The organism is Bartonella sp. PS7NMGDW, assembly GCF_042193585.1.
Taxonomy (GTDB): Bacteria; Pseudomonadota; Alphaproteobacteria; order Rhizobiales; family Rhizobiaceae; genus Bartonella; species Bartonella grahamii.
This window is the reverse complement of sequence record NZ_JBHILX010000004.1, coordinates 106855-133099: the sequence shown is the minus strand read 5'-3', so window position 1 is coordinate 133099 and position 26245 is coordinate 106855. Positions and strand designations below refer to the sequence as shown.

The 26245-nt window shown below is 38.0% G+C and carries 19 protein-coding genes and 1 pseudogene; 2 read left to right on the top strand and 18 right to left on the bottom strand.

What is annotated here, in order from left to right:
• Positions 1-290 precede the first annotated feature (290 nt).
• Together rsmD and ACFIKJ_RS03615 are read right to left on the bottom strand one after the other, a co-directional pair.
• Complete coding sequence (gene rsmD / locus ACFIKJ_RS03620; protein ID WP_375625702.1) at positions 291-857, bottom strand: 16S rRNA (guanine(966)-N(2))-methyltransferase RsmD; 567 nt, start codon at positions 855-857, stop codon at positions 291-293.
• Complete coding sequence (locus ACFIKJ_RS03615) at positions 838-2238, bottom strand: pseudouridine synthase (protein WP_375626829.1); 1401 nt, start codon at positions 2236-2238, stop codon at positions 838-840. Before ACFIKJ_RS03615 ends, rsmD begins: the two co-directional genes overlap by 20 nt.
• A gap of 268 nt (positions 2239-2506) precedes the next feature.
• On the opposite strand from ACFIKJ_RS03615, the gene ACFIKJ_RS03610 reads away from it, so the two are divergent.
• The gene (locus ACFIKJ_RS03610; RefSeq protein ID WP_375625699.1) at positions 2507-2953 is read left to right on the top strand and encodes a nucleoside deaminase; all 447 of its coding nucleotides are present in this window, start codon (positions 2507-2509) and stop codon (positions 2951-2953) included.
• 648 nt (positions 2954-3601) lie between these two features.
• On the opposite strand, the gene ACFIKJ_RS03605 is transcribed toward ACFIKJ_RS03610, so the two are convergent.
• The 9 genes from ACFIKJ_RS03605 to ACFIKJ_RS03565 form a co-directional block, all read right to left on the bottom strand.
• Positions 3602-4093, bottom strand: a complete 492-nt coding sequence (locus ACFIKJ_RS03605; RefSeq protein ID WP_375625697.1) for a hypothetical protein — start codon at positions 4091-4093, stop codon at positions 3602-3604.
• A gap of 177 nt (positions 4094-4270) precedes the next feature.
• The gene (ileS, locus tag ACFIKJ_RS03600; RefSeq protein WP_375626826.1) at positions 4271-7186 is read right to left on the bottom strand and encodes an isoleucine--tRNA ligase; all 2916 of its coding nucleotides are present in this window, start codon (positions 7184-7186) and stop codon (positions 4271-4273) included.
• 248 nt (positions 7187-7434) lie between these two features.
• On the bottom strand, positions 7435-9201 hold the full coding sequence (locus ACFIKJ_RS03595; RefSeq protein WP_375653799.1) for a porin: 1767 nt from the start codon (positions 9199-9201) through the stop codon (positions 7435-7437).
• 197 nt (positions 9202-9398) lie between these two features.
• A complete protein-coding gene (locus ACFIKJ_RS03590; RefSeq protein WP_375670265.1) occupies positions 9399-9566 on the bottom strand; it encodes a hypothetical protein in 168 nt (55 codons plus the stop codon).
• Between the two features lie 1077 nt (positions 9567-10643).
• On the bottom strand, positions 10644-11534 hold the full coding sequence (locus ACFIKJ_RS03585) for an outer membrane protein (RefSeq protein ID WP_375626822.1): 891 nt from the start codon (positions 11532-11534) through the stop codon (positions 10644-10646).
• A gap of 202 nt (positions 11535-11736) precedes the next feature.
• Positions 11737-12018 carry an outer membrane protein gene (locus ACFIKJ_RS03580; protein WP_375626820.1) on the bottom strand — a complete coding sequence of 94 codons (282 nt, stop codon included), beginning with the start codon at positions 12016-12018 and terminating at the stop codon, positions 11737-11739.
• An 883-nt stretch (positions 12019-12901) separates the two neighbouring features.
• Entirely contained in the window at positions 12902-13813 is a 912-nt protein-coding gene (locus ACFIKJ_RS03575; protein ID WP_375626818.1) for a porin, read from the bottom strand.
• 333 nt (positions 13814-14146) lie between these two features.
• Positions 14147-14980 (bottom strand): outer membrane protein, encoded by an 834-nt coding sequence (locus ACFIKJ_RS03570; protein WP_375626816.1) that lies wholly within the window; start codon positions 14978-14980, stop codon positions 14147-14149.
• A 1833-nt stretch (positions 14981-16813) separates the two neighbouring features.
• Positions 16814-17143: a hypothetical protein gene (locus tag ACFIKJ_RS03565; protein WP_375626814.1), complete on the bottom strand. Its 330-nt coding sequence runs from the start codon at positions 17141-17143 to the stop codon at positions 16814-16816.
• A 729-nt stretch (positions 17144-17872) separates the two neighbouring features.
• Here ACFIKJ_RS03565 and ACFIKJ_RS03560 point away from each other — a divergent pair.
• Positions 17873-18361 (top strand): annotated as a pseudogene (locus tag ACFIKJ_RS03560) (hypothetical protein); the annotation flags it as partial.
• Between the two features lie 248 nt (positions 18362-18609).
• Here the strand turns inward: ACFIKJ_RS03560 and ACFIKJ_RS03555 are convergent.
• From ACFIKJ_RS03555 to pstB, 7 genes are all read right to left on the bottom strand, one after another.
• A complete protein-coding gene (locus ACFIKJ_RS03555; RefSeq protein WP_273787818.1) occupies positions 18610-19230 on the bottom strand; it encodes a ribonuclease D in 621 nt (206 codons plus the stop codon).
• The gene (locus ACFIKJ_RS03550; protein WP_375626811.1) at positions 19223-20617 is read right to left on the bottom strand and encodes a M20/M25/M40 family metallo-hydrolase; all 1395 of its coding nucleotides are present in this window, start codon (positions 20615-20617) and stop codon (positions 19223-19225) included. The genes ACFIKJ_RS03555 and ACFIKJ_RS03550 overlap by 8 nt, the downstream gene beginning before the upstream one ends.
• Positions 20618-20701: 84 nt before the next feature.
• On the bottom strand, positions 20702-21565 hold the full coding sequence (mutM, locus tag ACFIKJ_RS03545) for a bifunctional DNA-formamidopyrimidine glycosylase/DNA-(apurinic or apyrimidinic site) lyase (protein ID WP_375626809.1): 864 nt from the start codon (positions 21563-21565) through the stop codon (positions 20702-20704).
• Positions 21566-21849: 284 nt separating this feature from the next.
• Complete coding sequence (locus tag ACFIKJ_RS03540) at positions 21850-23097, bottom strand: aminopeptidase (RefSeq protein ID WP_375651809.1); 1248 nt, start codon at positions 23095-23097, stop codon at positions 21850-21852.
• Between the two features lie 174 nt (positions 23098-23271).
• Positions 23272-24108, bottom strand: coding sequence for a cell wall hydrolase (locus ACFIKJ_RS03535; RefSeq protein ID WP_375670264.1), 837 nt, complete (start codon positions 24106-24108; stop codon positions 23272-23274).
• Positions 24109-24696: 588 nt separating this feature from the next.
• Positions 24697-25419 carry a phosphate signaling complex protein PhoU gene (gene phoU, locus ACFIKJ_RS03530; RefSeq protein ID WP_012754655.1) on the bottom strand — a complete coding sequence of 241 codons (723 nt, stop codon included), beginning with the start codon at positions 25417-25419 and terminating at the stop codon, positions 24697-24699.
• A gap of 21 nt (positions 25420-25440) precedes the next feature.
• A complete protein-coding gene (gene pstB, locus ACFIKJ_RS03525; protein WP_375625677.1) occupies positions 25441-26199 on the bottom strand; it encodes a phosphate ABC transporter ATP-binding protein PstB in 759 nt (252 codons plus the stop codon).
• Positions 26200-26245: the final 46 nt, after the last annotated feature.

Genomic DNA, 26245 nt, shown 5'->3' with positions numbered 1-26245 from the left:
ATTTAGGTCTAATAGCATTATACCTCAAAGCAATTTTTGGCTAGACAAAAGAACAGATGGCCCCTCTATATTAAAGGGCGTATATTGTAAAAACTCGCTCTTGAGGCTATAAAAAACTTCAAAAAAAATAAGAGATTGAGACAAAAAACATAATGAAATAAAAATTCATCAATTTCTTTAACATCAAAATCTTTTATTTACTTTCTGCTTAACCTTTTAAAAACCATATAAAATGAAGAAAACTGTAAAGAAGCATTTTTTCATCCTACCGGATAAAAACAAGAACTTTCTCAAGATGTAAGCGATCGTAATTTATAGAGACGGATTGCTGTCTCACCATAAAAACGCTCATCATCTAGATAAAAGACGTCAGGTAAATGAATCATTGTATCTTTCTTTTCTTCAAGTATGAAAAGTGTATCAGCTTTTGCCCACCCCCCTCGCAAAGCTTCTACGAAAGCACGTTCCCCTAAACAACGGCTATAGGGAGGATCAGCGCAGATAACATCAAATGGAAGCATAGTGCCAATATTGCCAAGTTTGGTCGCATCGCGACGCAAAATCCGTCCTATCGACTGTAATTCAAAGGCTTCTATATTTTTTTGAAGCAACGCCCGCCCCTCAACCGAGTTTTCAACAAAAACAGCCGCCTTTGCTCCACGTGAAAGTGCTTCGATGCCTAAAGCACCAGTACCAGCAAAAAGATCAAGAATACGTTTATTGGTCCAAAATTGTTCTTCACGGCTAGAAAGAATATTAAAAAGGCTTTCACGTGTACGATCACTCGTTGGGCGAATCGACTGATTAACAGGCGAAAACAAAACACGACCAGCAAATTTACCGCCTATGATCCGCAAGTGAGCCTCCAAATCGCTTCGAAGTTTTTGCACCATCCCTATGTGGTTTAGATTTTTTCATAGCACCACCAAACGATTTTACCTTTTTCTTTCTGTCAAAAGAATGCTCCTCATGTCCACTTTTTATCATGTTCTCTTTATCCTTGAAAAAGCGATCTTTCTTACCAAAGGGATGCGTCTCGTCATAAGATGTTTTGCCACGTTTTTGAACAAAACTTCCCCTCTTCTCTTTGTGTGACGGACTTTCTTTTAGTTTTTCCTTGCCTCGATGAAAGGATTTTTTACCATCCAAACCGCTCTTATGATCATGCGATTTCTCCTCACTATAGGAAGGCTTTCTACGTGTACTCTGGGGACGCGCACCAGGAGCCATCCAAACATTAGCACGGCGAGAACGCGGTAGAAAACGCTCTGCTTTTCCTTCCTCACTTTTCTCCTTCTTTACATTCTCATGAGACTTTGTACTTAATTGCGCGCGACTATGTTCAACAGAACCATCTCTTGGTCGGCGCCGTATCGCCCTTTCACTTGAGAAAACCCAACCATCATTTGCAACAGAAAGATCTTTCTGGCTTTGCTTTTCTGCAACAACTGCAGAATTTGAAAAGGGTTTCAGAATAGGAGCATCAAAATCTGCATTGGCTTGCATAATCAAACGCTCCCCCAACTGATCTCGTAACATCCGCCCTTTTAACTCTTGCACGGCTCCTTCTTCTAAATCAGAGAGATGAAATGGACCATAGGATACACGGATTAATCGATTAACTGATAATCCCAATGCCCCTAAAACATTCTTTATTTCACGATTTTTTCCTTCACGCAAAGCGACAGAAAGCCATACATTCGACCCTTGTTCACGTTCAATTGATGCTTCAATCGAACCATAAAAAATACCATTAATCGCAATACCATTTTTAAGGTTATCCAGCGCACTCTGTTTTACTCTTCCATGAGCACGGACGCGATATTTGCGGACCCATCCTGTTACAGGAAGCTCTAATACACGCGCTAAGCCACCATCATTGGTTAAAAGCAAAAGACCTTCCGTGTTAATGTCAAGCCTTCCAACAGAAAGAACACGCGGCATTCCTTTTGGTAAGTTACTAAATACTGTAGGTCTGCCTTCAGGATCACGGTTCGTGGTGACAAGGCCTGCTGGCTTATGGTAAAGCCATAAACGCGTTCGTTCTATAGGAGGTAAAGGTTTGCCATCAACTTTAATAACATCAGAGCGGCTAACATTAAAAGCAGGCGTTGTCACGACTGTACCATTCACAGAAATACGACCTGCAACAATCATCATTTCTGCATCTCGACGCGAAGCAATACCAGCACGCGCTAACCTTTTAGCAATTCGTTCACTCTCATTATTTTCATTCATTTGCGTTTCAAACCAATCTTTGCCAGTATGTTCAGAAAATTATTCACATGCACCATACCGCTTATCCTGAAAAAGGAAGTAGCATAATCATTTATCATTTTCTATCCTTTAACGACAATAATGTATCTGTCGACTTGCAAGTTTGTTTTAAACTCTTTTAAAATAGAGGTATTCCTTTCATTATAAAAGCGTAATAAATTATTCATTCCATAGCATTCCTTATCGAGATAACCTTTAGATTTTCTATACCTTCAGTAGAAAGAATATTATGACTTTGACGCCCATGGAAATAGCCCTTTTAGAAGCGCAAGGGGCTGCAAAAAAAGATGAAGTTCCCGTAGGTGCTGTCATTACACGTGGAAAAGCTATCATTGCACGCGCTGGTAACTTTATAAAATCTGCATATGACCCTACAGGACACGCAGAAATGCGCGCAATCCGTATGGCTTGCAAAACATTGCAAAGCGAAAGGCTTCCTGATTGCGATCTTTATGTAACACTTGAGCCTTGTGCTATGTGTGCTGCTGCCATTTCATTTGCACGCATACGACGTCTCTATTATGCAACAAATGATCCCAAAGGGGGTGCTATAGAAAATGGTCCACGTTTTTATCAGCAACCAACCTGTCATCACAAACCTGACATTTATTCTGGTTTTAAAGAAAAAGAAGCTGCTCAATTACTTAAAGATTTTTTTGTACAAAAGCGATACTAAAAAAAATTCTTCTTCCATAACTTTCACTCTTTAAAAACTATCCTATTTCTCAAACAAGACTATTAATACTTCTGATATATATAGCAAAAGCTACTTCAAAGCATTTTTTCTCTCTTTTAATCCTGCATATTGCTTCTACTAGATGATACATTCATTCATAAGAATAATTCATTATTTTATATAATAAAATATAAAGTCCAACATATCGTAGATATACTCTCATTTCAAATTACATTGAAGCAATAAAAATCACTTTCTTGCATATCATAAGCGGGATTATCGTCTAGATAAAGAACGTTTTAGAAAAGATTAAAAATGTCTCTTATGAAGGCTCTCAAATGCAAGAATTGTCGCAACATTGGAGTCTGGAAAATAAAATGATGGTATCAGATTTCTCCTTCCTAAGCATAAAGATGGTGAAGCTCAATAGATTTTACGTTATACTATCCACATAAGCGATGTTGTAAAATGAGCTTGAGAAATTCTTCGTGTTAGGAAACGCATAATGACTCTCTCGATGCTGTTGTCATATTGCTATTTCATGAGAATAACGCCCCTCCTACAGCAGCATTATAACTGTGAGTGAATAAAAGCTTGGTATCATAAGTAATTGGAAAAATACTTTACTTTAAATATTTTGTCTTTTCCCTATCGACCAATAGGTGCAGTTTTCGCCGGTTGGCGATAACTTAAAGGTGGTTCAGTGAGGTAGCGACGGTATTTTGAACTTCCAACTTGTGCTCTCTGACGACGTAAATATTCCTGTCGTTGCTTTGCATTCAACTGTGAAGGATTTTCTGAACCAGCACCATTAACTGACGATCCTTTGTGAGGAAAAGGAGTATTTCCTTGATGCTTCTTCGATGCTGCCATTTCATTGACAGATCTATCTTGTTGCGGCACCGGCAAAAATCCGCGCGAACTAGGGCTTGGTATTACAAGTTTTGGATGAGGTTTCATAACAATCTGGCTGCTGTTATTTGTTGGTGTTAATGAAGTAATATTAGCAACATCTTCAAAAAACTGTATCGAAACTGGTTTATCGGTACCATAGGTAGGAGCGGATAAATTGCATCCCGTCAAAACAAAGCACATCCCTAAAATTCCTATTGGAAATATTTTTATTTCACGTTTTCTCACTGCCTATTCCATTCCCTAGGTGTATGGCTGATTAATATTCCCGTTATTTATGAGAGAACGGTCCATACACAAATTTCCCCCCTGCAGATAAAACAACGGAATTTTTCTCGTACCACAAAAAACTATATTCATCAATATGAGAAATTTACTTGCATTTCTTTCCTTTAATCTAAAATTTTAAATCTTGCCAAGAATCTGCAATTCCCGCAAAGCAGCTGCATCACGAGCAGATACATCCGGATAGGCAGGATCACTCCCAACATCTTGTGTATAACGCCATGATCGAGCACATTTTTTTCCTAATGCCTTCTCTGGATATACACCAACACCTTCAACATCACTCAAAGTAAAAGCATCAGAAGGTATTGTATCCTGCGTAATTGTGAGTGCACTGGTAATACAGATCTCCGCCATATCCACATTTTCTAATGCTTCCCGTAAAGCCGGATTGGAAATAAAAACAATAGGAGCGGCTTCTAACGAGGATCCAATACGCTTATCAACGCGCTCAAGCTCTAAAGCACCTGTGACAACTTTACGGACCTGCCGAATTTTTTTCCAACGCTCAGACAAAGATTGGTTTTGCCATTCTTCTGGTACAGAGCGAAATTGTTCCAAATGCACCGATTGGCTTTCTGGGTAACGCTCTAACCAAGCTTCCTCCATAGTAAAAGGTAACATTGGAGCAAGCCATGTTACCATACGCTCAAAAATCTCACGGACAACCTGCAAGGAGGCCTTGCGTTTTTTTGATGAAGGCGCATCACAATAAAGAGAATCCTTGCGGATATCAAAATAAAATGCCGATAACTCAATGATTGAAAAATCCAATAATGCACGCATAATCTTTTTAAAATCAAATTCATCGTAAGCGCGATTAATCAACTGATCAAGTTCAAAAAGCCTATGCAATATAAATTTTTCAAGATCCGGCAGTGCGCCATAAGATATTTCTTCTCCATCATCATATGCTAAAGTTCCAAGCATCCAACGAATTGCATTGCGTAGTTTACGATACGAATCCACATTTGTTTGAAGAATTTTTTTGCCTAAACGCTGATCTTCCCAATAATCAGTTGTCATAACCCAGAGACGAAAAATATCAGCTCCAGATGTTTTAATGATCTCTTGCGGAACAACCGTATTGCCTAAAGATTTAGACATTTTCTTACCATTCTCATCCAAAGTAAAACCGTGTGTGATCACTGCCTTATAGGGAGAGCAAGCACGCGTACCACAGCTTTCCAAAAGAGAAGATTGGAACCATCCGCGATGTTGATCTGAACCTTCAAAATAAACATCAGCAGGCCATTTCAAATCCGCCCTATCTTCCAACACAAAGCTATGGCTTGCTCCAGAATCAAACCAAACATCCAAAATATCATAAACCTGTACCCAAGGCTCATGTGCACGCTCACCTAAAAAACGTTCACGTGCTCCTTCAGCAAACCATGCATCTGCCCCTTCTGCTTCAAAAGCCCGTAAAATACGCTCGTTCACACCTTCATCTTTTAGAATAACACCATCCTCATTCGCAAAAATACAAATAGGAACACCCCAAGAACGCTGACGAGAAAGAACCCAATCAGGACGATCTTCTATCATAGAAGCTAGGCGGTTTTGACCAGAAGACGGCACAAAACGCGTTTTTGAAACAGCTTCCAAAGCCCGACTACGTAAAGTTGAACCATCCCCAAAATCTTTATCCATTGAAATAAACCATTGTGGTGTATTGCGAAAAATAACGGGTTTTTTTGAACGCCAACTATGGGGATAGGAATGCTTTAAACGCCCCCGTGCAAACAATCGATCTGCTTTAATTAAAGCGTTAATGACCTCTTTATTGGCATCACCCATTTTTCCATTATCATCAATAACACGCGCAGGTCCTCCTTCACGATCTGGTCCTAAACCTGGAACATCTTTCGTATAGAACCCTGCATCATCAACAGGAAACGGTATAGACGTATCAATCCCCGTTTGCTCCAGTAAGGACTTATAATCATTCCAAATTTCAAAGTCCTCACGCCCATGGCTTGGTGCTGTATGGACAAAACCTGTACCAGCACTCTCTGTTACGTGCGAACCATCAAGCAATGGAATTTTAAAGTTATACCCCCCAGCCAAACCTTTGAGTGGATGAGAAAGAACAAGAGCTTTCAATTCTTCAGCAGAAATAACACGCAAACGCTTCAAAACAAGTTTGGCTTTTTCTGCACAAATCATTGCTAAAGCGTCTGCAAAGAGAAGCTTTTCTCCCACTTGAGGACCAAAATCATTTTCAGCACTTTCAACTTCGTAAATACCATAAGAAATCTGTGAAGAATAACTCACTGCACGATTGCTTGGAATTGTCCACGGCGTTGTTGTCCAAATGACGACATAAGCACCATATAAATCATCAGAATTTGCTTCAAAAACAGGAAACTTAACCCAAAGCACCTCTGATTCATGATCATGATATTCAATCTCAGCCTCTGCCAAAGCCGTACGCTCTACAACAGACCACATCACCGGCTTGGAACCACGATAGATCTGATCTGACATAGCAAATTTTATCAATTCACTGGCAATGCGTGCTTCTGCATGGAAAGCCATTGTAGTATAAGGCGTGTTAAAATCTCCCATGACACCAAGGCGTTTAAATTCTTCACTTTGAACGGTTACCCAATGCTGTGCAAATTCACGGCATTCTTGACGAAACTCGTTAAGCGGTACCTCATCCTTATTTTTTCCTTGTGCTCGATATTTTTCTTCAATTTTCCATTCAATTGGAAGCCCATGGCAATCCCAACCAGGTACATAATTTGCATTAAAACCGCGCATTTGGAATGAACGGACAACCACATCCTTTAAAACTTTGTTTAAAGCATGCCCAATATGAATATGTCCATTTGCATAAGGTGGACCATCATGAAGAATATAAAATGGACGATCTTTTGCTTGTTGGCGCAATTGCGCATAAAGCCCCATATTTTCCCAACGCGCCATCAATTCAAGCTCTTTTTGCGGAAGCCCTGCACGCATAGGAAAATTTGTCTGTGGGAGATAAAGAGTTTTTGAATAATCTATTGTTTCATTTTTCACAGTCATTGTGAAATATTCCTGTCCACTTTTACGATTTCATTTTTGCATAACTTCCCTGAACCCTGCAACTCTGGTTTTTATCTATAGGGAAAGCCGAGCTTATCATTCGTATTAAGCAGCGATCAGGAAAATATATCATCACACTCTATGGGCTTTATCATGAAATTCACAAGAAAAGAAACCAAAAAGTGATCTTTTAAAAAATAAAGGCTCCACTAATAGTGGAGCCTCTTAGAAATTTACTCTTTAAAAAATTAGAATTTATAAGCTACACCAACGCGGAAATCATTGGTTTTGTAGTTAACTTCAAGTTTTTCCTTTGCAAATTTCTTTTTACCAAAATCAGAGTAACGATATTCTGCACGTACAATCACATTATCCAGAAGCGAGAAATCAACGCCACCACCAAGTGTGTAACCAATCATGGTTTTTGTTTCATCAGCTAAGTTCTTAGAAGAAACGACTCTTCCATCCTCATCCTTAACGGATATTGATACAGTGTCTTGGAACTGCCCATAAGCAATACCACCAGCAAGATAAGGCATAAAGCGATCAGCAGCAAAACCAATACGTACCCGTGTAGCACCACCCCAATTTTGTTTGAAAGTATGACTTAAAGTTTCAACTTCATCCTCTTGATCAAGACCAAGTTCAGAAGCCAGCTTTTTCATTTGTTCTATACCATATGCACTGGAATTGTTCTTATCCACCACTTGTGTACTTTGTGCACCATGTCCAGCCACATTCTGTCCACCATGAGAACGAGAAGCATGTGAATTAGTACCATGCGCATGAGCGCCAGAGCCATGCCCACCTCCATGAGAAGCACCATGCGGATTAGCATTATTTCCACTACCATGGGCGCCATGATGACCTCCGTGTTGGGCTCCGCTTGTTCCATTGGAAGCTTTTGCTGACTCAGAGGTTGAACCTGATCTCGCGAGTACAGGTGTCCCTCCGCTCGGTACTGTTCTTTCTGATGATGATGGTTGTGATGCTGATACGGTTACGGCAGATTTTACTGGTGCAGACTCACGTGTTCCATTTAACCCTACTCCTGATGATTGGTCTCCCGAAGCTGATCTTGCCAATGAGAGTGATCCTGACCGCTCTGAAATTCCCACTCCTGTGCTGGAAGATGCCGATTTAGGTGCAGGCGACTGCAATTCATTTACCGATGTCCGCCCTACATCTGTTCTTGCCAATGATGTCCGTGAAGATTGCTCTGTCCTCAACACCTGTTTGGAGGAGTCTGATTGTGCTACTGGCAATACAGATGGTGCGTTTGACAGTGAAGTCGAAACTTCTGGACTTTGTACCTTCGTCACTGTTTTTCCTGCTATTGTATTAGGACTGCTAGACTTTCCAGTTGCTGCTGCTTGATTTGATTGTACCGCTCCTGCTTGTGATGATTGAACTGCATTTACTGGTCTATCTGGTGATGAACCGGATTGCGTTGCAGCAGATGTTTTTGACGTGGATCCTGCTACTGGAGTCCCTACTGCTGTAGCTCCTGCACTAGCAGGTGTTTCTGAAACGTTTTTTTGTGCTTGTGTTCCTGGTACTGCTGGTGGGGCTGGAGGCGTTTGTGGCTTTGCGGATCTGCGGGATCTTACGACTGCATTTTCTATTGTAGTGTTATCAGCCGCACCTATGGTAATTGTCTTTGTGTGTTTTTTACCAGATATCATTAAATCCGTATCGACACCAAAAATAAAGTTATCACCGAGATCAATATTAGAACCTGCATAAAAACCACCTACAAAACCCGAAAGTTTAGGAGAGATCTCTTTATCTAGTGGCAAATTCTTTTCTTGATCAACAAGAGCTATGTCAGATTTGCTCGAAAAACCACCAGCTTGGACACCTAAATAAAGACCTGTCCATGAAAAAGTAGGCGCAACAATGGTAGAAGATGTCGATGGTGCTGGTTGATGAGGAATCATAACATCAGCAGCTAGCGCTGTAGACGCTGAAATTAAAGAAAAAATAGATGCTGTTATTAAACGTTTTGTATTCATAAAATCTCTCCAAATATCCAAAATGAAATGTATATAGAGCATCTTTTTTGAAAGATCTGTAGCAAAAATGACACACTCACAAAAAAATAAAAATTTTTTGAAAATAAGGCTTCTTAAACTTTCAATTTTGCATTCAATGAGAATTTGTAAACTAAATCACACCAGAATTATGTGTCTTAAAGTTGGATTCATTTTCATTAAATTTTCGCATAACTGTTAATGATAATATTCTTTATAAATTTCTTTTTACCGAAATTTGAATAACAGTATTCTGCATGCAATAAACTATCATCTGTCATTGCAAAATCAATGCCAACGAAAACAGTGAAATCAAATATTGCCTTTTTTTTAAAACCAAGCGCCATCAAAGTTTCATCTATTTATCAACATGATCTACTTTTGGTGCTTTAGCGATAGTATTTTGTATCTAAAATTAAGAGAAACAAAAGACTTATTCAAACACTCGCAAAAAAACTTTTAGATTCTTTGCGTAAATATCTTCATCATGACACATCGGTTTAATTTATAAGGATAATTTATTGTTTTTATGTTGAATGAAAAAACTAATACTGTAGGATTTTATCATTAAAAACCTGTTCTATGTTGTATTAATCAAAACCATGTCTCTCGATAGCGGAAACAGTCTGTGGACAAAAAACATTAAAAGAATTTTAAATGCCTCTTATGAACGCTTTTAACAGCCAAGGTCTGTCCACCAACATTGGTGGCTGGCAAAGTTGTATGATGATGCTAGCTTGCTCTTTTTATTAAGCGTGTAACGATAGTGGTGGCCTATAGATTTTATATTATTTCATTGGGAGGTTTTACCGTCTTATATCACTCACGGATACTGACATGAAGTGGGCTTGATGTACTTTGAAAAATATTTCTTTAAAACAAATGTGTGAATACACAACAACAAGTGTATTCCGTTTGGGGCGTTCTGTTTTGCATGAGGAGTGTGATCCCATAAAAAGAATGCAATAAACAAAAACGTAAAGCTAAATTAAAAGAAGAGGATAAAGTTGAAAACTAGTTTTTCTCTTTGTTACTTCATATGCTTCCCCAATGAGACTGTATTTCCCAAAGCTTACTCCAACAGATATATGTAATACGCTCACTCTAATCTGGTATATACAGAATAAATTTAATCACTGGTTATGATCTTTTCCTATTTCTGAGATTAATTGAATACTTTTCACTTAGGCGTAAAATGATAGCCATGATATAAGATTTTATGTAATCAGTAGCTATAAAATCCATATATACCACCAATTCGCCCTCTATAATATAAAACTTTTTTCTTTAAAGTCTTATAGCACAAAATGATACAAATAAAAATAGAAGGGATTAAGAGATATAGAATAGAGAGCTAATAAAATAAAGGCCCCGTTAAACGAGGCCTTAGTATTTTTTATGCTTCTAATTTCATTTTTACGAAATTAGAATTTGTAAGCGACACCTACACGGAAGTCATTGGTTTTGTAATTGAATTCACGTGTATCGTTTGCGAACTTCTTTTTACCAAAATCGGAGTAACGGTATTCTGCACGTAAAAGAACGTTGTCTGTCATTGCAAAGTCAACTCCACCACCAATAGTGAAACCAAGCATTGTCTTCGTGTCATCAGCCCAAGTACCACCAGTCAAATCTATGGCTTGCTTAGCCTCTGCGTCTGGCACTTTTTCATCCCCGTCAGCTTTCTGCTCAACTTTAGCTCTCTCTCCTTTTCCTGCAACGGATTGAATGCCCTGTACCTGCGCATAGGCAATACCACCAGCAACATAAGGCATAATACGGTCAACAGCAGCAAAACCGATACGGACGCGTGTCGCACCAGACCATTTTTCTTTGTAACTGTGCGTTTCTGTTACCTTGTCACCTTCTGCAAACTGCTGCTGATCTTTTAGTTCAACCTTAGCTTTTTCAAGGGCAGCATTAAAATTTTCTGCATCTTTTTCAGTAAGAGTCAATTCACGGGCTTTTTTTGATTCTTCACGGCCTGCCCAAACTGCATCGGTTTCAACCCCGAGAATGAGACCATTTCCGAGGTCTACGTTAGATCCGGCATAAATACCACCCATGAAACCAGAAGGACTAGGTGTGTTATCTTTTTTGAAAAGTTCTTTATCCGCTCCTGGAATAGTTACTTTAGTTTTACTCGAAAAGTTGCCAACTTGACCACCAAGATAAAAACCCGTCCAAGAAAACGAAGGGGCTGCTGCGATAACTGCTGGTGCGACTTCATGAGGGATCATCACATCAGCAGCCTGTGCTGCAGAAGCTGAAATTAAAGCAGCAGCAGAAGTTGCTATTAAAGATTTTGTATTCATAATTTTGCTCCTAAATTAACTATAAGATGACCTTACAAGATTATAGATAGAAAAGCTGTAGTAAAAATGTCACAGTCATACAAATAAAAGCCTAGAAAACAGCGGTTTTATAAAAGTCAAGATCTCTTTAAAATTTAATTTTTTATTAATACTTTGTATTCATAATTGCGCTTTTGATGAAATTAGACCTTGTAAGCGACACCTACATAAAAGTCATTGTTTTGTAGCCTAGTTTAAGGTAATCTTTTTTAAATTCCTTCTTACCAAAGTCTGAGTAGCGATATTCCGCACGAAGAAGAATATGATCTGTCATCGTGAAATCTATACCACCACCAAGGGTAAAACCCACCAACGTTTTTGATTTATCAAATACCGTAGCAGCAACTTCTTTACTTGACTTACCATTTGCCGACTTTTTTGTTTCTGAAACTTTATCGACACCTTGTATTTGCGCATAGGCAATACCATTGGCAACATAAGGCATAATGCGGTCAGCGACGGAAAAACCAACACAAACCCGTGTTGCACCAGACTATTTTTCTTTGAAACCAATACGATACACTGCTGTGTCACCTTTTTGAAACTTTTTATTTTCATCCAATGTAACACCAGCAATGCAACACCAGCATCTTCAAATTCATCATTAAAATCATTAAATTCGTCAATCGCAAGAATCTTTGAGACCGTCTTCGTCTCTCCTCGGTCTGCCCAGACTGCATCGGTTTCAACACCTAGAATGAGGACATTTCCAAGATCTACATTAGAACCTAATTGGAACCTACATAAATACCACCCATGAAACCTGAAGGTTTAGGTAGTCCATCTTTATCTGAAGTTTTTTCTTTTGTCTCTAAATCAAATACATCAATTTTGACTTAAAAAGTTGCTAACTTGACCACCAAGATAAAAATTTATCCAAGAAAACGAAAGAGCTGTGATAACTGCTGGGATTGTTTCACGAAGAAGAATAATGTCTGCAGCTTATGTCGTAAAAGCTGCTGCCATAGCGATAACAAAAAGTTGTTACTAAAGATTTTATATTCGTAAACTTTGCGCCTCATTTATTTAGAGGATAATGCTACAAGATTACAGAAAGAAAAGCTGTAGTAAAAAATAATACAGTTATAGAAAATGGAGGATGCACTCAAAACAAAATCGCTGCATGACTTTACAACGTTATTAACTTCACTCCGTACGAGAATTCGTAAGTTAACTTATCGATTTTGAATGTAATTCTTGTCTGTCGTTTATGAAAATATTTTTATATCTCCAATAAATATGGAGTGAGTAATAATATAACAACAGAAAATAATAGAGGCTCTGTCAAAGACAGAGCCTCTTGGAAGTTTATTTCGTTTTTTACAAAATTAGAATTTGTATGCAACGCCAACACGGAAATCATTGGTTCTGAAATTATATTCTTTTTCTTTTGCAAAAAATTTCTTTTTACCATAGTCCGAGTAACGGTATTCTGCACGCAACAGGACATTATCAGTCACAGCAAAATCAAGACCGCCACCAATAGTGAAACCAACCATTGTTGCTGTTTCAGCAGATGAACCTGAAACAAAAGTTTTATCACCTACCTTCACTTCTCCATGAGCAGCCTCTAGCTGTGTATAGGCAACACCTCCAGCAACATAAGGCATAATGCGGTCAGCAGCAGCAAAACCAATACGTACTCGCGTAGCACCAGCCCATTTCTGTTTAAAACCAACAGCTTCTGATACATCCACAGCTTCTTGTGCACCTGCACTTCTAATACTTAAACTCTTTACAGTTCCACCACCTTGAGGAGTTTCAGTTCCACCACCTTGAGGAGTTTCAGTTCCACCACCTTGAGGAGTTTCAGTTCCACCAGCTGGAGGAGTTACAGTTCCACCAGCTGGAGGAGTTACAGTTCCACCAGCTGGAGGAGTTACAGTTTCAGAAGCTACTCGCACATCCTTTTTGCCAGACCAGATCATATCTGTTTCAACACCTAATATAATGCCGTTTCCAAGATCAAAGTTAGATCCTGCATAAAAACCACCAATCATACCTGAAAGTTTAGGTGATAAGTCTTTAAAAACTGAAGTCTCTTTATCTTTATCTTTTAAGTCAATTTTACTTGAAAAACCACCAATCTGACCACCGATATAAAAGCCTGTCCAAGAAAATGAAGGGGCTGAGATGACTGCTGGGGCTGTTTCACGAGGGATGATAACATCAGCAGCTTGTGCTGCAGAAGCTGCCGCTATAGCGATAACAGAAGTTGTTACTAAAGATTTTATATTCATAAACTTTGCTCCTAATTTATTTATGAGCACAGTGCTACAAGATTACAGAAAGAAAAGCTGTAGTAAAAATGATACAGTCACAGAAAATGGAGGGCACATCCCAGACAAAACCAATTCATAGCTCGATTTTGTACGAGAAACTTAAAAAATATATATAAATAACTTATTGATTTTTAAATGTAATTATTGTTTATTGTCTATGATTTTTTTAAGAAAATATGAATAATATTTCTCCACATCCACAATAAATTATGTATTGTGTGATAATATAGCAACAGAGAATAACAGAGGTGCTGCCTTCGACAGCGCCTCTGTTGTTTAACTTATCATCTATTAAAATTTGTAAGCAACACCAACTCGGAAATCATTGGTTTTGTAAGATGTCTCATATTTATCATTTGAGAATTTCTTTTTACCAAAATCAGAGTAACGATATTCCGCACGGACAATAACGTTATTGGTCATAGCTAAATCAACACCAGCACCCAGAGTGTAACCAACAAGGGTCTTTGTTTCATCAGACAAGATACCAGAAGCTATTACTTTATCTGAATCTTTGCCTGTTATTGAAATCGATGCAGTATCTTGAAGCTGTGTATAGGCGATACCACCAGCAACATAAGGCATAATGCGTTCAGCTGCAAAACCAATACGTACACGTGTCGCACCAGCCCACTTTTCTTTAAAAGTGAAACTGTGGGTCCGTTTAGCACCAGCTTCAAGCGCATCTTTACCAATACTAATTCCAGATTCTGTTAATATCTTCTTAATATAATTTATGTGATTTGGAAGAATAACATATGTGTTTCCTGTCTTCGTGTCATCTTTATTAGACCACACGATATCTGTATCAACACCTAAAATAAGGCCATTGCCGAGATCAACGTTGGAACCTGCGTAAAGACCACCCATGAAACCAGATAGTTTAGGCAAAAGGTCATCAGGCGCTGGAATCTTTTTTCCGTTACTGAGAATATCCATTTTCGTTTTACCCGAAAAACCACCAATCTGGCCTCCAACATAAAAACCTGTCCAAGAAAAAGTTGGAGCAACAATAACGGGAGCAACAGGTGTTGGACTTGGGGGAACAATAACATCTGCTGCTTGTGCTGCTGAAGCTGAAACAAAAGCGAAAGCAGAAGCTGTTATTAACCATTTCATATTCATATTTTCTCTCCATAGCTGAATATTTATTTGAACACATCGTTTCATATAGAGCCCAAACTTCAGATATCTGTAGCAAAAATGATACACTCATAAAAAAAACAAAAAGCCAATCAAATCACCTTTGATTGCTTGATCTGTAATAAATGAGAATTGAACTATGCCAATGTACAAATGATTGTCTCTTGTCACATTTGCTCTTCTTTATAAATTTTTCAAAAATATCTGCGTTATCACCGTGGAAAGCATGTGCTCTTGTCTAATGAAAAATTATCCTTTTATATTAAATTCAAATGCTCTCATCTTAAACCATTGTATATTCAAGCAACAAAAATCATCCCTCTATACATTACAAACGAGCAAGTATGTGAAACCGTTAAAAAACTAAAAATGTCACTTATGAATGTTTTCAATAGCAAGAACTGTCAAATGCAACCGTTCTATTTAAATTTATACAAATAACGTTTTTACCTTCATCCTTCGCATAACCAAATATGAAAACTATGTATTCGTTTTTTTCATAAAAAGGATGCTTATTTCAAACATAAACTTGTATCGCACAAAATAAGACTTCCAATAATCCATGGATTGAAACAAGATCACATGCAACTTGCCTGCTCTTTATTTTTACTTTAGGCATTTATTGTTTTTAAATATTTACCATTTTTTTCTTCTTTCAACCTTATAGTAAAGTCTTTTTCAGAGCTTCAGCCTTATTTCTAGGCTATCATTTCATACTCCATTACAAGACTAAATTGAAAAAAATGCCTAAAGACAAGAAACTGGTATGATAAATGCTGACATCTATATTAAAACTCTCCCTAAAGCAAAAAAGATGAGAGATCTTTCTTAAAGTGTTCACACCAAACTTTGCTTTGAAAGTCATTAATTTGGTAGAGCAAATATCTGATATTTTGAATCATAGACAAATAAAGAATATTTTATAAAATTCTGTAGTCACATATCGTAAGATTCTCTCATTCCAAACTGGTTGCATATCGCAATCAATCAAAATCATTCGCTTGCACATTACAAGCAAGAAAAGCCGTGTCGATAAAAACTGTACAAGAAAGGATTAAAAACGCCTCCTTATGAATCGTCTCACATACCAAAGGCTGTCACAATATTGAGAACTAGCAAAGTGTGTGATGAATGCTGGCTTTTCACCTTCATAAGCGTAAAGGCGGTAGTACTCAATGGATTTACCATTATACCTTTCATAAATGGCGTCGCGAAATAGGCTTGTGAGCATTGAGAAATGTTTCTTTAAAACAAGCTCACGTAAGTATGCAACTCAATGGCGTTTTATTCCTTGAAACACACCAAGATCAAAAGTTTAACATTAAAATAAATACTTGGCTTTCTTCTCGATTTGGATGAAGCGTCCTATCAGACCCTGTCTGCAAATAGTCCAGATTTTTGTCGAGTGGGTTTCATTTAGCTTCCCATTCATGTAATTCACTTAACCAAAGATTCCCTATAGACAAGTCCTTCACTAATCCCACCCCATACTCTAAAAGCACTTATCAAGGCGTTTTACATGCCTTATATAACCACACTTAAAATGACGATCGGCATAACAAAATAACCCGAAATCTCTAGGCTATATTCATCTAAACCCATGAATTTTGTAACGACTGGTTGCTATTATACAGTACTATTCGTTCACTAAAATCTCCCTGCTCGTATCTTTTCCGAACAGTACTCTTCATTCTCACCGTATACAATTATAACACCATTTAAAAAAATAGCTCCCCTCCTGTTTTCAGGTGATAATATCTCTTTTCTTCATTTTTCGAGCATACGTTACAGCTCTCAATGTTGTTTTCTCACTTTTTAAAAACTCATTGGACTTCGTGTAAATAGGTTTGGTCGTCCTCTTTTCCCTAGTCCTTTTTTAGGATTATATCCTCTTTTTTTACCAGAATGTGACACAGGTACTAACTTAACTGCTGTTATGTATTCACTGTTATTTGTGCAAGAAAGTTCTATTTGAAAAACTTCAGATAATACCTTGCGAAGCTGTTCACCAGAAAAAAGACCTATTGGAGGAACAGCCGAAGATGCTCTCTGTATAAGGTTTTGAGACGCTAAAAAACTCGCACCCTGAGCGATAGAGATTGAAGCAAAAGTAGCAAAAGCTGTAATAAAATATTTTATGTTCATAAATTAACCTCATTAAATATCCATAATGGATTTTACCTAGTGCCTTCATTGCAAATTTCTAGAGAAAAATAATATGTTTATAGATAAAAAGTGAAAATCCTTACAAATAAAGCTTTGGAGCCCTTTTGATTTTAAAATAAAAGCAAATTGCCCTGCTCTACCAACATAGAAATCACTTATTGAGTAATAAATTAAAGGCACGAAGTATCGTCTGAAAATAATAAACTATACGAGCCTCACATAAACAATTGATTTATAAATATAATGTACATTTCCTCACACAAAATGAGCCCCTAGAATATCAGAATATTCTCTCATTCCAAACTTGTTCATTATACATTAAGCAAATTTATTCGCTTCCACATCATAAATGAAGTTTGTATAGAGATAAAACTCTTGAAAACAGGGGGATTCTTACGAATCTATTTAAATGCAAAAGCTATTGCAACGTTTTGACTTAGTAAAAAGCGCTCTTGCTGACTTGTTTCTAGCACACTTTTCTAGGAGTTGCTCTTTGCATTGTTCAGTGCAATCGTAGTTATCTGTATACATTAATCATATAATATATTGATTTATAATGATAGTTTAGCGTTATTCATATTGAGTAAAAACCCTGAATACCGTAAGATTCTCTCATCCAAATCTTTTTCATGTTGAATCCATCAAAACCATTTGATTGCATGTTACAAGTGGGGAGAGCTGTGTAGACAAAAATAAAAAAGACTAAAAATGCCTCTTATAAACCATCCCAAGTGCCAAGAGCTACACAACATTGGGAGTTGGCAAATTGTGTGATGGTAGCGGCTTGTTACTCCATAAGCGTAAAGATGGTAGCGGCTTGTTACTCCATAAGCGTAAAGATGGGAGTGCTCAACGAATTTTATATCATATTTTGGGGCTTTATCGTTATACCACTCATAAGCGCCGCCGTGAAATGAGCTTGGGTGCCGGTTTATTTTAAAAAAAGCACATGAATTAGCAACACAAATATATTCCGTTTAGGGCGTTCTGTTTTACATGAAGAACGTAAATCCATTAAAAACGTGAGAAACAAAAGCGTGAGGCAATGCGTAATCTCTATTATTTAACAGACATTGCTTTAGATACTTTTGAAAGTCGTAAAGCAGAATTAAAAATGATGGTAAAGATAAGATTTGGTTTTTATATTTACGCCTTCATATTTTTTCCCAATTAGGCTGTGTACTGGTTTCAGAGATTTAGGTCTTCGAACCTACCATATGTTTCAAAACTCTCCTCAAAATTGCTTTTTTCAAATAAAAGCTGTTACAAAAGTAAAAAATATGAATTCGCAAAAGTACTTTGATTACCTAAACTTCAAATGAAATAGCACTTAAGAATTTATTATAACTCTTATCAGAAAAGATGAGAGGATAAAATGCCCATAATGTACAAGCATTTCATCCTCTCACATCAATAATTAACTCCATTAAAAGCCAATTTTAAAGTTAGCTATGCGCAAAAATATCAACTTCCGCCCATCCTAAAAGATCAAGCCTAGCTCTCATAGGCAAAAATTGAAAGCATGCCTTGGCAACATTTTCTCGCTCTTCACGTCTTAAACGTTCTTCAAATATAACCTTTAAACGATGCAAATATAACACATCCGACGCAGCATATTCAATTTGTGCCTGTGATAACGTTTCTGCCGCCCAATCCGAAGATTGTTGCTGTTTAGAAATATTCACATTCAGCAATTCATTACAAATTTCTTTCAAGCCATGACGATCCGTATAAGTACGCGTGAGTTTCGAAGCAATCTTTGTACAAAAAATAGCCTCTGGCATAACACCAAATGTATGCGCTAAAATCGCAAGATCAAAACGCCCAAAATGGAATATTTTGATGACTGCGTTATCTCCAAGAAGCTTGACCAAATTAGGTGCACTCTTTTGTCCTTTAGCAATTTGTATAATATCGGCAGTACCATCTCCAGAAGAAAGCTGAACAACACATAAACGATCACGATGGGGTTGTAACCCTAAAGTTTCAGTATCAATCGCAATGGCGTCAGTTTTATAATTATCTAAGTTTGGTAAATCACCTTGATGAACGCGAATCTCAGCCATTTACCCTCCTATTTGCGAAAGCAGCAAGAATACGCGCCCAAGACCGCTGCCCCTTATGAAACGATTTTAAATTATACTTTTCATTAGGCGAATGAATACGGTCATCAGCCAGTCCAAAACCAACCAAAAGAGTTTCCATACCAAGAATTGACCGAAAATCTGCTACAATTGGGATCGAGCCCCCCATAGCTGTCAAAACAGCAGGCACTTCCCACTCTTGTGATAAGGCATCCTTCGCCTCCTTGATAAAAGATGAATCATCAGAAATCTGAAGTGCAGGAGAAGAACCGTGATTCTTAAATTCAACCTTACAATCAGCCGGAATTGAGCTACGTACATAATCACGCAACGCTTGGCGTATTTTCTCTGGATCTTGCTTATGCACCAAACGACACGATACTTTTGCACTCGCTTGAGAAGCAATAACCGTTTTCATCCCTTCCCCTTCATAGCCGCCACTAATACCATTAATTTCCATGGTAGGACGTGCCCATACAAGCTCTAAAATGCTCCGCCCTTTTTCACCAGCAGGAATGGAAAGCCCTATAGGACCAAGAAAATTTTCAGCAGTACAATTAAGTTCATTCCATAACTGCAAAATCTGTGGAGGTGTTTCTTCTACGCCATCATAAAAACTAGGAAGTGTTACCCTATTATTTTCATCGTGAAGTCCTGCTAAGATTTTCGTTAGAATACGAATGGGATTAACTGCTACTCCTCCAAAATAACCAGAATGCAAATCACGATTCGCTGCTGTAATAATTATCTCTTCTGCCATAATTCCCCGAAGAGAAAGAGCAATAGATGGTGTATCCGCATCCCACATTGACGTGTCACAAACCAATGCATAATCTGCCTTAAGTTCATCTTTATTTTCTTTTAAAAAAGGAATAAGGGAAGGAGAAGCACATTCTTCCTCACCTTCACATAAAATAGTAACTTTAACAGGAAGATGCCCTGTTTCTTTCTTAAATGCACGACATGCTTCAATAAAAGTCATCAACTGACCTTTGTCATCCGAAGCTCCACGAGCACAAATAACTTTCTCTCCATCTCTCTCTTTTAAAGAAGGTGTAAATGGATCATCCTCCCATAAACTCAAAGGATCAACAGGTTGAACATCATAATGTCCGTAAAACAAAACATGCAAACAATCATCCGAAGGTCCTGGATGATGCCCAACAACCATTGGATGACCCGGTGTATCACGGCGTGAAGCCTCAAAACCGATGCTTTTTAAATCCTCTACTAACCAATCAGCTGCTTTACGACATGCATCCTTGTAAGCCGAGTCTGTAGAAATCGATTGAAAACGTAAAAGAGAAAAAAGGCGTTCAAGGCTCTTTTCTATATTTCCATCAAGATGTGTTAGTACTTTATTCAGCATAAAAAAAACCTCTCAAGCCTTGTGTAATTATACTATAGATACGACGACTTTAAGCCTCTTGTAAGATTTTGCAAGACACCTTATTCATTTTTGGCATTGTGAGCAGTAAAAACTTGAACGTCCAGCCTGTAAAATACGCACTATAGGCGTTCCACATTCCAAACATTGCTTGCCTTCTCGTCCATAAACTGAAAAAGCATGTTGGAAATAACCAAGTGAACCATCTATATGCATATAATCACGTAAAGAAGAGCCACCAGACAAAATGGCTTCAGAAATCACATTGCGTATATTTTTTGCTAAAGAATCTGCAAATTCACATGCACGTGCCGTTTTTGATGCCAATGTAAATGCACCACGTTGTGGAGACAAACGACTCCGCCAAAGTGCTTCACAAACATAAATATTCCCAAGACCTGCAACAATAGACTGATCAAGTAAAACGCTCTTGAGAGACATTTTTTTATTAACAAAAGCCTTTTGTAAATAACGACCAGAAAACGAATTACTCATAGGTTCAAGCCCTAGCTTATTTAAAAGTGGATGTTCATAAAGCTTGTCCGTATTGACTAAAAGCATAAATCCAAAGCGACGCACATCATTATAAATAAGATGATAAACTTCACCATTCCTTGTTTGAATATCCATGACAAAATGATCATGTTTAACCAATTTACTTGTCGTTCTTAAAAGATCATTCTCTATACGCCATGAACCAGACATTCCTAAATGGCTTAAAATCGTTTCATTCTGAGAAAGATGGAATAATAAATATTTTGCACGCCGACCAAGTTCTATAATTGTTCTGCCAATAAGGCGCTCAGAAAAAGCCTCAGGAAAAGGAAAGCGCAAATCTCTACGATTAAGTCTGACAGATACTATCTTTGCATCAGTTACAACAGACTCAAGTCCACGACGAACTGTCTCTACTTCAGGAAGTTCAGGCATCTCTCTTCTTTAATAATTATACACTTTTCAATTGTATCACCAATAAATTGGCTTCTTTTCCCTCCTCAAAGAACAAAGGTTTCCTCTACATCTGCTCTATAAACGACTCAAATTCTTGATGAGTGGATTTCACTTAGCTTCCTACTCATGTGAGTCACTTAACTAAAGGCTTTATGACCAAACCCTGCCTTGAATATTCACCTGGCACTCTAAAATACTTAACGTATCAATGAGGCTTACACCCCACCCTACCTCAAATGACAATATTTGAGGACATAGCAGGATTAAGCCCACTCACCTTTACGAAATACAGGAACTCTTACACCATCTTGGGTAATGCCATCGATATCAATTTCGCCAGAACCAATCATCCAATCAATATGAATGACACTTTTATTACCACCACGCGCTGCAATCTCTTCTGATGTCAATGATGCCCCATCTAAAAAGCATTTGGAATAACACTGTCCTAAAGCAATATGACATGCAGCATTTTCATCAAATAAGGTATTATAAAAAAGGAGGTCACTCTTAGAAATTGGTGAAGAATGAGGAACAAGAGCAACTTCGCCCAATCGGCTTGCGCCCTCATCACTTTGCAAAACCTGCTGCAAAACTTCCTGCCCCGTTGATGCACGGGATTCAACAATACGCCCTGCTTCAAAACGTACTTCAATATTATCAATCAGTGTTCCTTGATAGGAAAGTGGCTTTGTTGAGCGAACAAAACCTTCAACCTTATGAGCATGAGGAGTCGTGAAAACTTCTTCTGTCGGAATATTCGGATTGCAAATAACACCATTTTGAGCAACAGATGCACCACCATGCCATTCATGATCATCTGCCAAACCAACAGTTAAATCAGTCCCTGGCCCTGTAAAGTGTAAAGCAGAAAAACGCTGCTCATTAAGCCAAGATGACCGTTTCTTTAAATTCTCGTTATGGACAACCCACGCATGTACCGGATCTTCTTCTGTAACACGTGAAGCAGAAAAAATTGCATCGGCTAATTTTTTAATCGCCTCATTCAGTGGTAAAGAAGGAAACATTGCCTCAGCCCATCCTGCTGTTGGATAAGCAACAATTGACCAATTTATAGAAAAATTCGATATTTTTTTGAGAGCAGGCTGGTAAGCTAGTGAAGTCGCCTTATTCAAACGCGCAACCTTATCGAAATCTTGATTGGAAAGGAGCAAAGGATTATCACCAACAATTGCTAACCGCGCTGCCCCCTTTTCAAAAGCCTTCGCCATTCCCTCATAAAGCCAAGAAGGGGCACAATCAAAACTAGCTGTATGAGCATTTTCAAAACGTGTAAGCGATAACATATCATCACTAAAAATTGGTATAATGACACCAGCACCAACCTTATAAGCATGATACGCAATACGCCGAACAAAAGGTAATGCTGAAACTGGAGCGGTCAAAACAAGATCCTGCCCCTCTTGTAAATTCAACCCCACTTTTACTGTAATTTCTGCAAGACGATTAAGCATTTCAGGCGAAATTGTCTCATGAATATCAAAGTACATTAGCAATACCCTTCTTTAAATAAAATGCGTTCTTTATGTCGTCATCTTATAAATTTTTTTAGATCCTTCGAGTTCATTTTCTCTACGTATATTTATGCGTGTCATTATCGCTAAAAGGTTCACTTAATTCATAAACCGCAATGGGTATATAACCCTTCTTTTGTCGTGAAAAACTTACCAGTTTCTATGTCGTTTTTCTAACATTGCAACAATTGCATTTAACTGATCTGATGAAGGCAAAGTCATAATCGTTTTATTTTCCTCTTTCCTAGCTAGATGTTGAGGTGCATAGGCAGGAATAGGAACTTTATCAAGCTGTACCAAAGCAAAAGATGCAAGATGTGCCGTCTTGGACTGTGCTATTTCTATCGAAGGAGATGCTCTTTTTTCTACCTTTACTCCCCCACTTTCTAAGCCTTCATCTATAAAGCTTGGCGCATGACCAGAACGTTCTTGAGCAAAAGCATAAGCAACATCATAAGGGCGATTATTTGTAGGAACTTGAAGTTCCCCATCACGTGATCGTTTTTCATAAAAAGCATTTCCCCCTGCAACCTGAACATAATGCATGTTTTTATACGGAAAAGACAAACCAGCGGTATGAAAAAACTTAGCGTGTCTAACTTTCTTATCTCGCTCACCCCGTAAAACAGCATCAGCCGCCTCTCTTACACGAGCAACAGATGCTTTCTCCGTCATAGGACGCGTTAAAACACCAGGAGCAAACTGCCTATATTGACCAACAACACCACAAATCGTCTTAGGATAGGCGGTCGAATTAACACGATTCATAACAACCGTTCCAACGGCAATCATTCCTTCACGGCTTGTGCGATTTGATTCAAAATACATCGCTCGCATAAGACATTGACGCTCTGTCAATGGATACGTAACTGTTTTTGTCTTATTATTATTTATTTTTCCAGTCTCTAAATGATTTGAAGCACACCCCACAACAACTAACGGCGCTACACAACAGGTAACAAATACATTCCAACGATTTTTTTTCATCTTATGCAACACATTCCTATAATCTCTGAGCTATTCAAGTCTTGAAATGAGCTTTAAATGTATCTCTCAATAAAGTACATAGCTAACTGTTACCACTCAGTAAAATTTTAATACAAGAGGTAATCAAAAAGTATCTATGCAAAATAAAAAATAAAAAACTCTTAATTTACAGATCAATATTGTTATCCTTCATGGTCCAATATAGGCCATAATAGCCCACACGTTCCAATTACAATGAAGTAACACTATCCACTTCTCCTACATACAAAAAATTTGGATACCAAAACTCTTTGCATCGATATTAAAAAAATAATACAGATATCCCCTTTTAATATAAAAATTTTAACAAAATGATCTGAAAGGAAATTCCCCTAGAAAACTCCCCTCCTGCCACAATACGAGTGATGATATCATCCAATATACAAATATGTCAAACCAAGAGTTAGCAATCTGCTATGCTTCTCTGAAAAAACTCTTTGTTGCCTCTTTATGCTTTTCCATAAGATAGTTATCTTATTCTTTCTATAGCTTCTCTGTAAGAAAATACTCATATATCTACAAACTGATTTTATACATATAAGAAAAATCTTAATCTATTTTCTTCTCACCTACCCCAACTTTATAAGTAAGGTCATCGCGAGGACGATCAGAGGACATATGGTAACCCGTTATGATATAATGCAGCATCTCAGCAATATTAGTAACATGGTCACCAATCCGTTCAATATTCTTTAAACAAAACAGTAAGTGCGTACAAACCGTAATATTACGCATATCTTCCATCATATATGTCAAAAGTTCACGAAAAAGAGAAGTATACAAAGCATCAATCTTCTCATCACGCTCACGCACCGCGTCAACACGCTCTAATAGGCGACTCGTATAAGCATTTAAGACTTCTTTTAATTGATTGAGTGCTAAAGCTGTAATTGTTTCAAGCCCATGATAAACAGAAGCAGATTGACGTATTTCTGAAAGTGCAACAGTCCTTTTAGCAATGTTTTTGGCCATATCCCCAATCCGCTCAAGATCAGAAGAAATACGAATGGCTCCAATAATTTCACGCAAATCGACAGCCATCGGTTGGCGTTTGCAAATAATAGCAACCGCTTTTTCATCAATGTCACGTTCTGCTTCATCTAAAAACACATCATCGGCAATCACTGTCGTTGCAAGTTGAAGATCACTACACACAACCGATGCTACAGAACGTTCAATCATTCTTTCTGCATGGCTCCCCATTTCTGTAATCCTTGCTTTTAAATATTTTAGTTCTGCATCATAAGAACGGACAGTATGGTTCATAGACATATCTTACACTCCTCAATTCACCTATCCAAAACGCCCCGTAATATAATCTTGCGTCCGTTGCTCTTTTGGTGAGGTAAAGATCATTTCAGTCGCACCAACTTCTACCAAATGCCCTAAATGAAACATAGCCGTATATTGAGAAACACGTGCGGCCTGTTGCATGGAATGCGTTACAATAACAATTGTATAATTTTGCCGTAACGCATCGATAAGCTCTTCAATCCGTGCCGTCGCAATGGGATCAAGAGCTGAACAGGGCTCATCCATCAAAATAACTTCAGGACTAACCGCAATAGCACGTGCAATACACAAACGCTGTTGTTGTCCCCCTGACAAACTTGTTCCAAGATCATGAAGACGATCTTTTACTTCTTCAAACAAACCTGCCTGCCTCAAACTCTTTTCAACTACATCATGCAATTCAGAGCGCGTTTTAACTAAACCATGAATGCGTGGACCATACGCAACATTCTCAAATATGGATTTTGGAAAAGGACTGGGCTTTTGAAAAACCATTCCAACACGAGCGCGCAATTCTACAACATCAATCCTCTGGTCATAAATATTCTCCCCATCTAAGGTAATAAGACCGGTTGTTTTAGCGCCTTCAATCGTATCATTCATACGGTTAAAACAACGCAAAAAAGTCGACTTTCCGCATCCTGATGGACCAATCAAAGCTGTTACTTGATGTTCAGGAATATCAAGTGTAATACCGTGGAGTGCTTCTTTGTCTCCATAAGAAACCTTCACATCCTGACCTCGCATTTTAATCTTCATTACAAAAGTTCACCTTACAAAAATCTTATCAAAGCTGTTGTTTTAT

Excerpts from the sequence above, each read along its gene's own strand:
- ACFIKJ_RS03615 (WP_375626829.1), bottom strand. The coding sequence starts at position 2,238 with ATGAATGAAAATAATGAGAGTGAACGAATTGCTAAAAGGTTAGCGCGT.
- ACFIKJ_RS03610 (WP_375625699.1), top strand. The coding sequence starts at position 2,507 with ATGACTTTGACGCCCATGGAAATAGCCCTTTTAGAAGCGCAAGGGGCT.
- ileS (WP_375626826.1), bottom strand. The coding sequence starts at position 7,186 with ATGACTGTGAAAAATGAAACAATAGATTATTCAAAAACTCTTTATCTC.
- ACFIKJ_RS03595 (WP_375653799.1), bottom strand. The coding sequence starts at position 9,201 with ATGAATACAAAACGTTTAATAACAGCATCTATTTTTTCTTTAATTTCA.
- ACFIKJ_RS03590 (WP_375670265.1), bottom strand. The coding sequence starts at position 9,566 with ATGGCGCTTGGTTTTAAAAAAAAGGCAATATTTGATTTCACTGTTTTC.
- ACFIKJ_RS03585 (WP_375626822.1), bottom strand. The coding sequence starts at position 11,534 with ATGAATACAAAATCTTTAATAGCAACTTCTGCTGCTGCTTTAATTTCA.
- ACFIKJ_RS03580 (WP_375626820.1), bottom strand. The coding sequence starts at position 12,018 with ATGCCTTATGTTGCCAATGGTATTGCCTATGCGCAAATACAAGGTGTC.
- ACFIKJ_RS03575 (WP_375626818.1), bottom strand. The coding sequence starts at position 13,813 with ATGAATATAAAATCTTTAGTAACAACTTCTGTTATCGCTATAGCGGCA.
- ACFIKJ_RS03570 (WP_375626816.1), bottom strand. The coding sequence starts at position 14,980 with ATGAATATGAAATGGTTAATAACAGCTTCTGCTTTCGCTTTTGTTTCA.
- ACFIKJ_RS03565 (WP_375626814.1), bottom strand. The coding sequence starts at position 17,143 with ATGAACATAAAATATTTTATTACAGCTTTTGCTACTTTTGCTTCAATC.
- ACFIKJ_RS03555 (WP_273787818.1), bottom strand. The coding sequence starts at position 19,230 with ATGGCTGAGATTCGCGTTCATCAAGGTGATTTACCAAACTTAGATAAT.
- ACFIKJ_RS03550 (WP_375626811.1), bottom strand. The coding sequence starts at position 20,617 with ATGCTGAATAAAGTACTAACACATCTTGATGGAAATATAGAAAAGAGC.
- mutM (WP_375626809.1), bottom strand. The coding sequence starts at position 21,565 with ATGCCTGAACTTCCTGAAGTAGAGACAGTTCGTCGTGGACTTGAGTCT.
- ACFIKJ_RS03540 (WP_375651809.1), bottom strand. The coding sequence starts at position 23,097 with ATGTACTTTGATATTCATGAGACAATTTCGCCTGAAATGCTTAATCGT.
- ACFIKJ_RS03535 (WP_375670264.1), bottom strand. The coding sequence starts at position 24,108 with ATGAAAAAAAATCGTTGGAATGTATTTGTTACCTGTTGTGTAGCGCCG.
- phoU (WP_012754655.1), bottom strand. The coding sequence starts at position 25,419 with ATGTCTATGAACCATACTGTCCGTTCTTATGATGCAGAACTAAAATAT.
- pstB (WP_375625677.1), bottom strand. The coding sequence starts at position 26,199 with ATGAAGATTAAAATGCGAGGTCAGGATGTGAAGGTTTCTTATGGAGAC.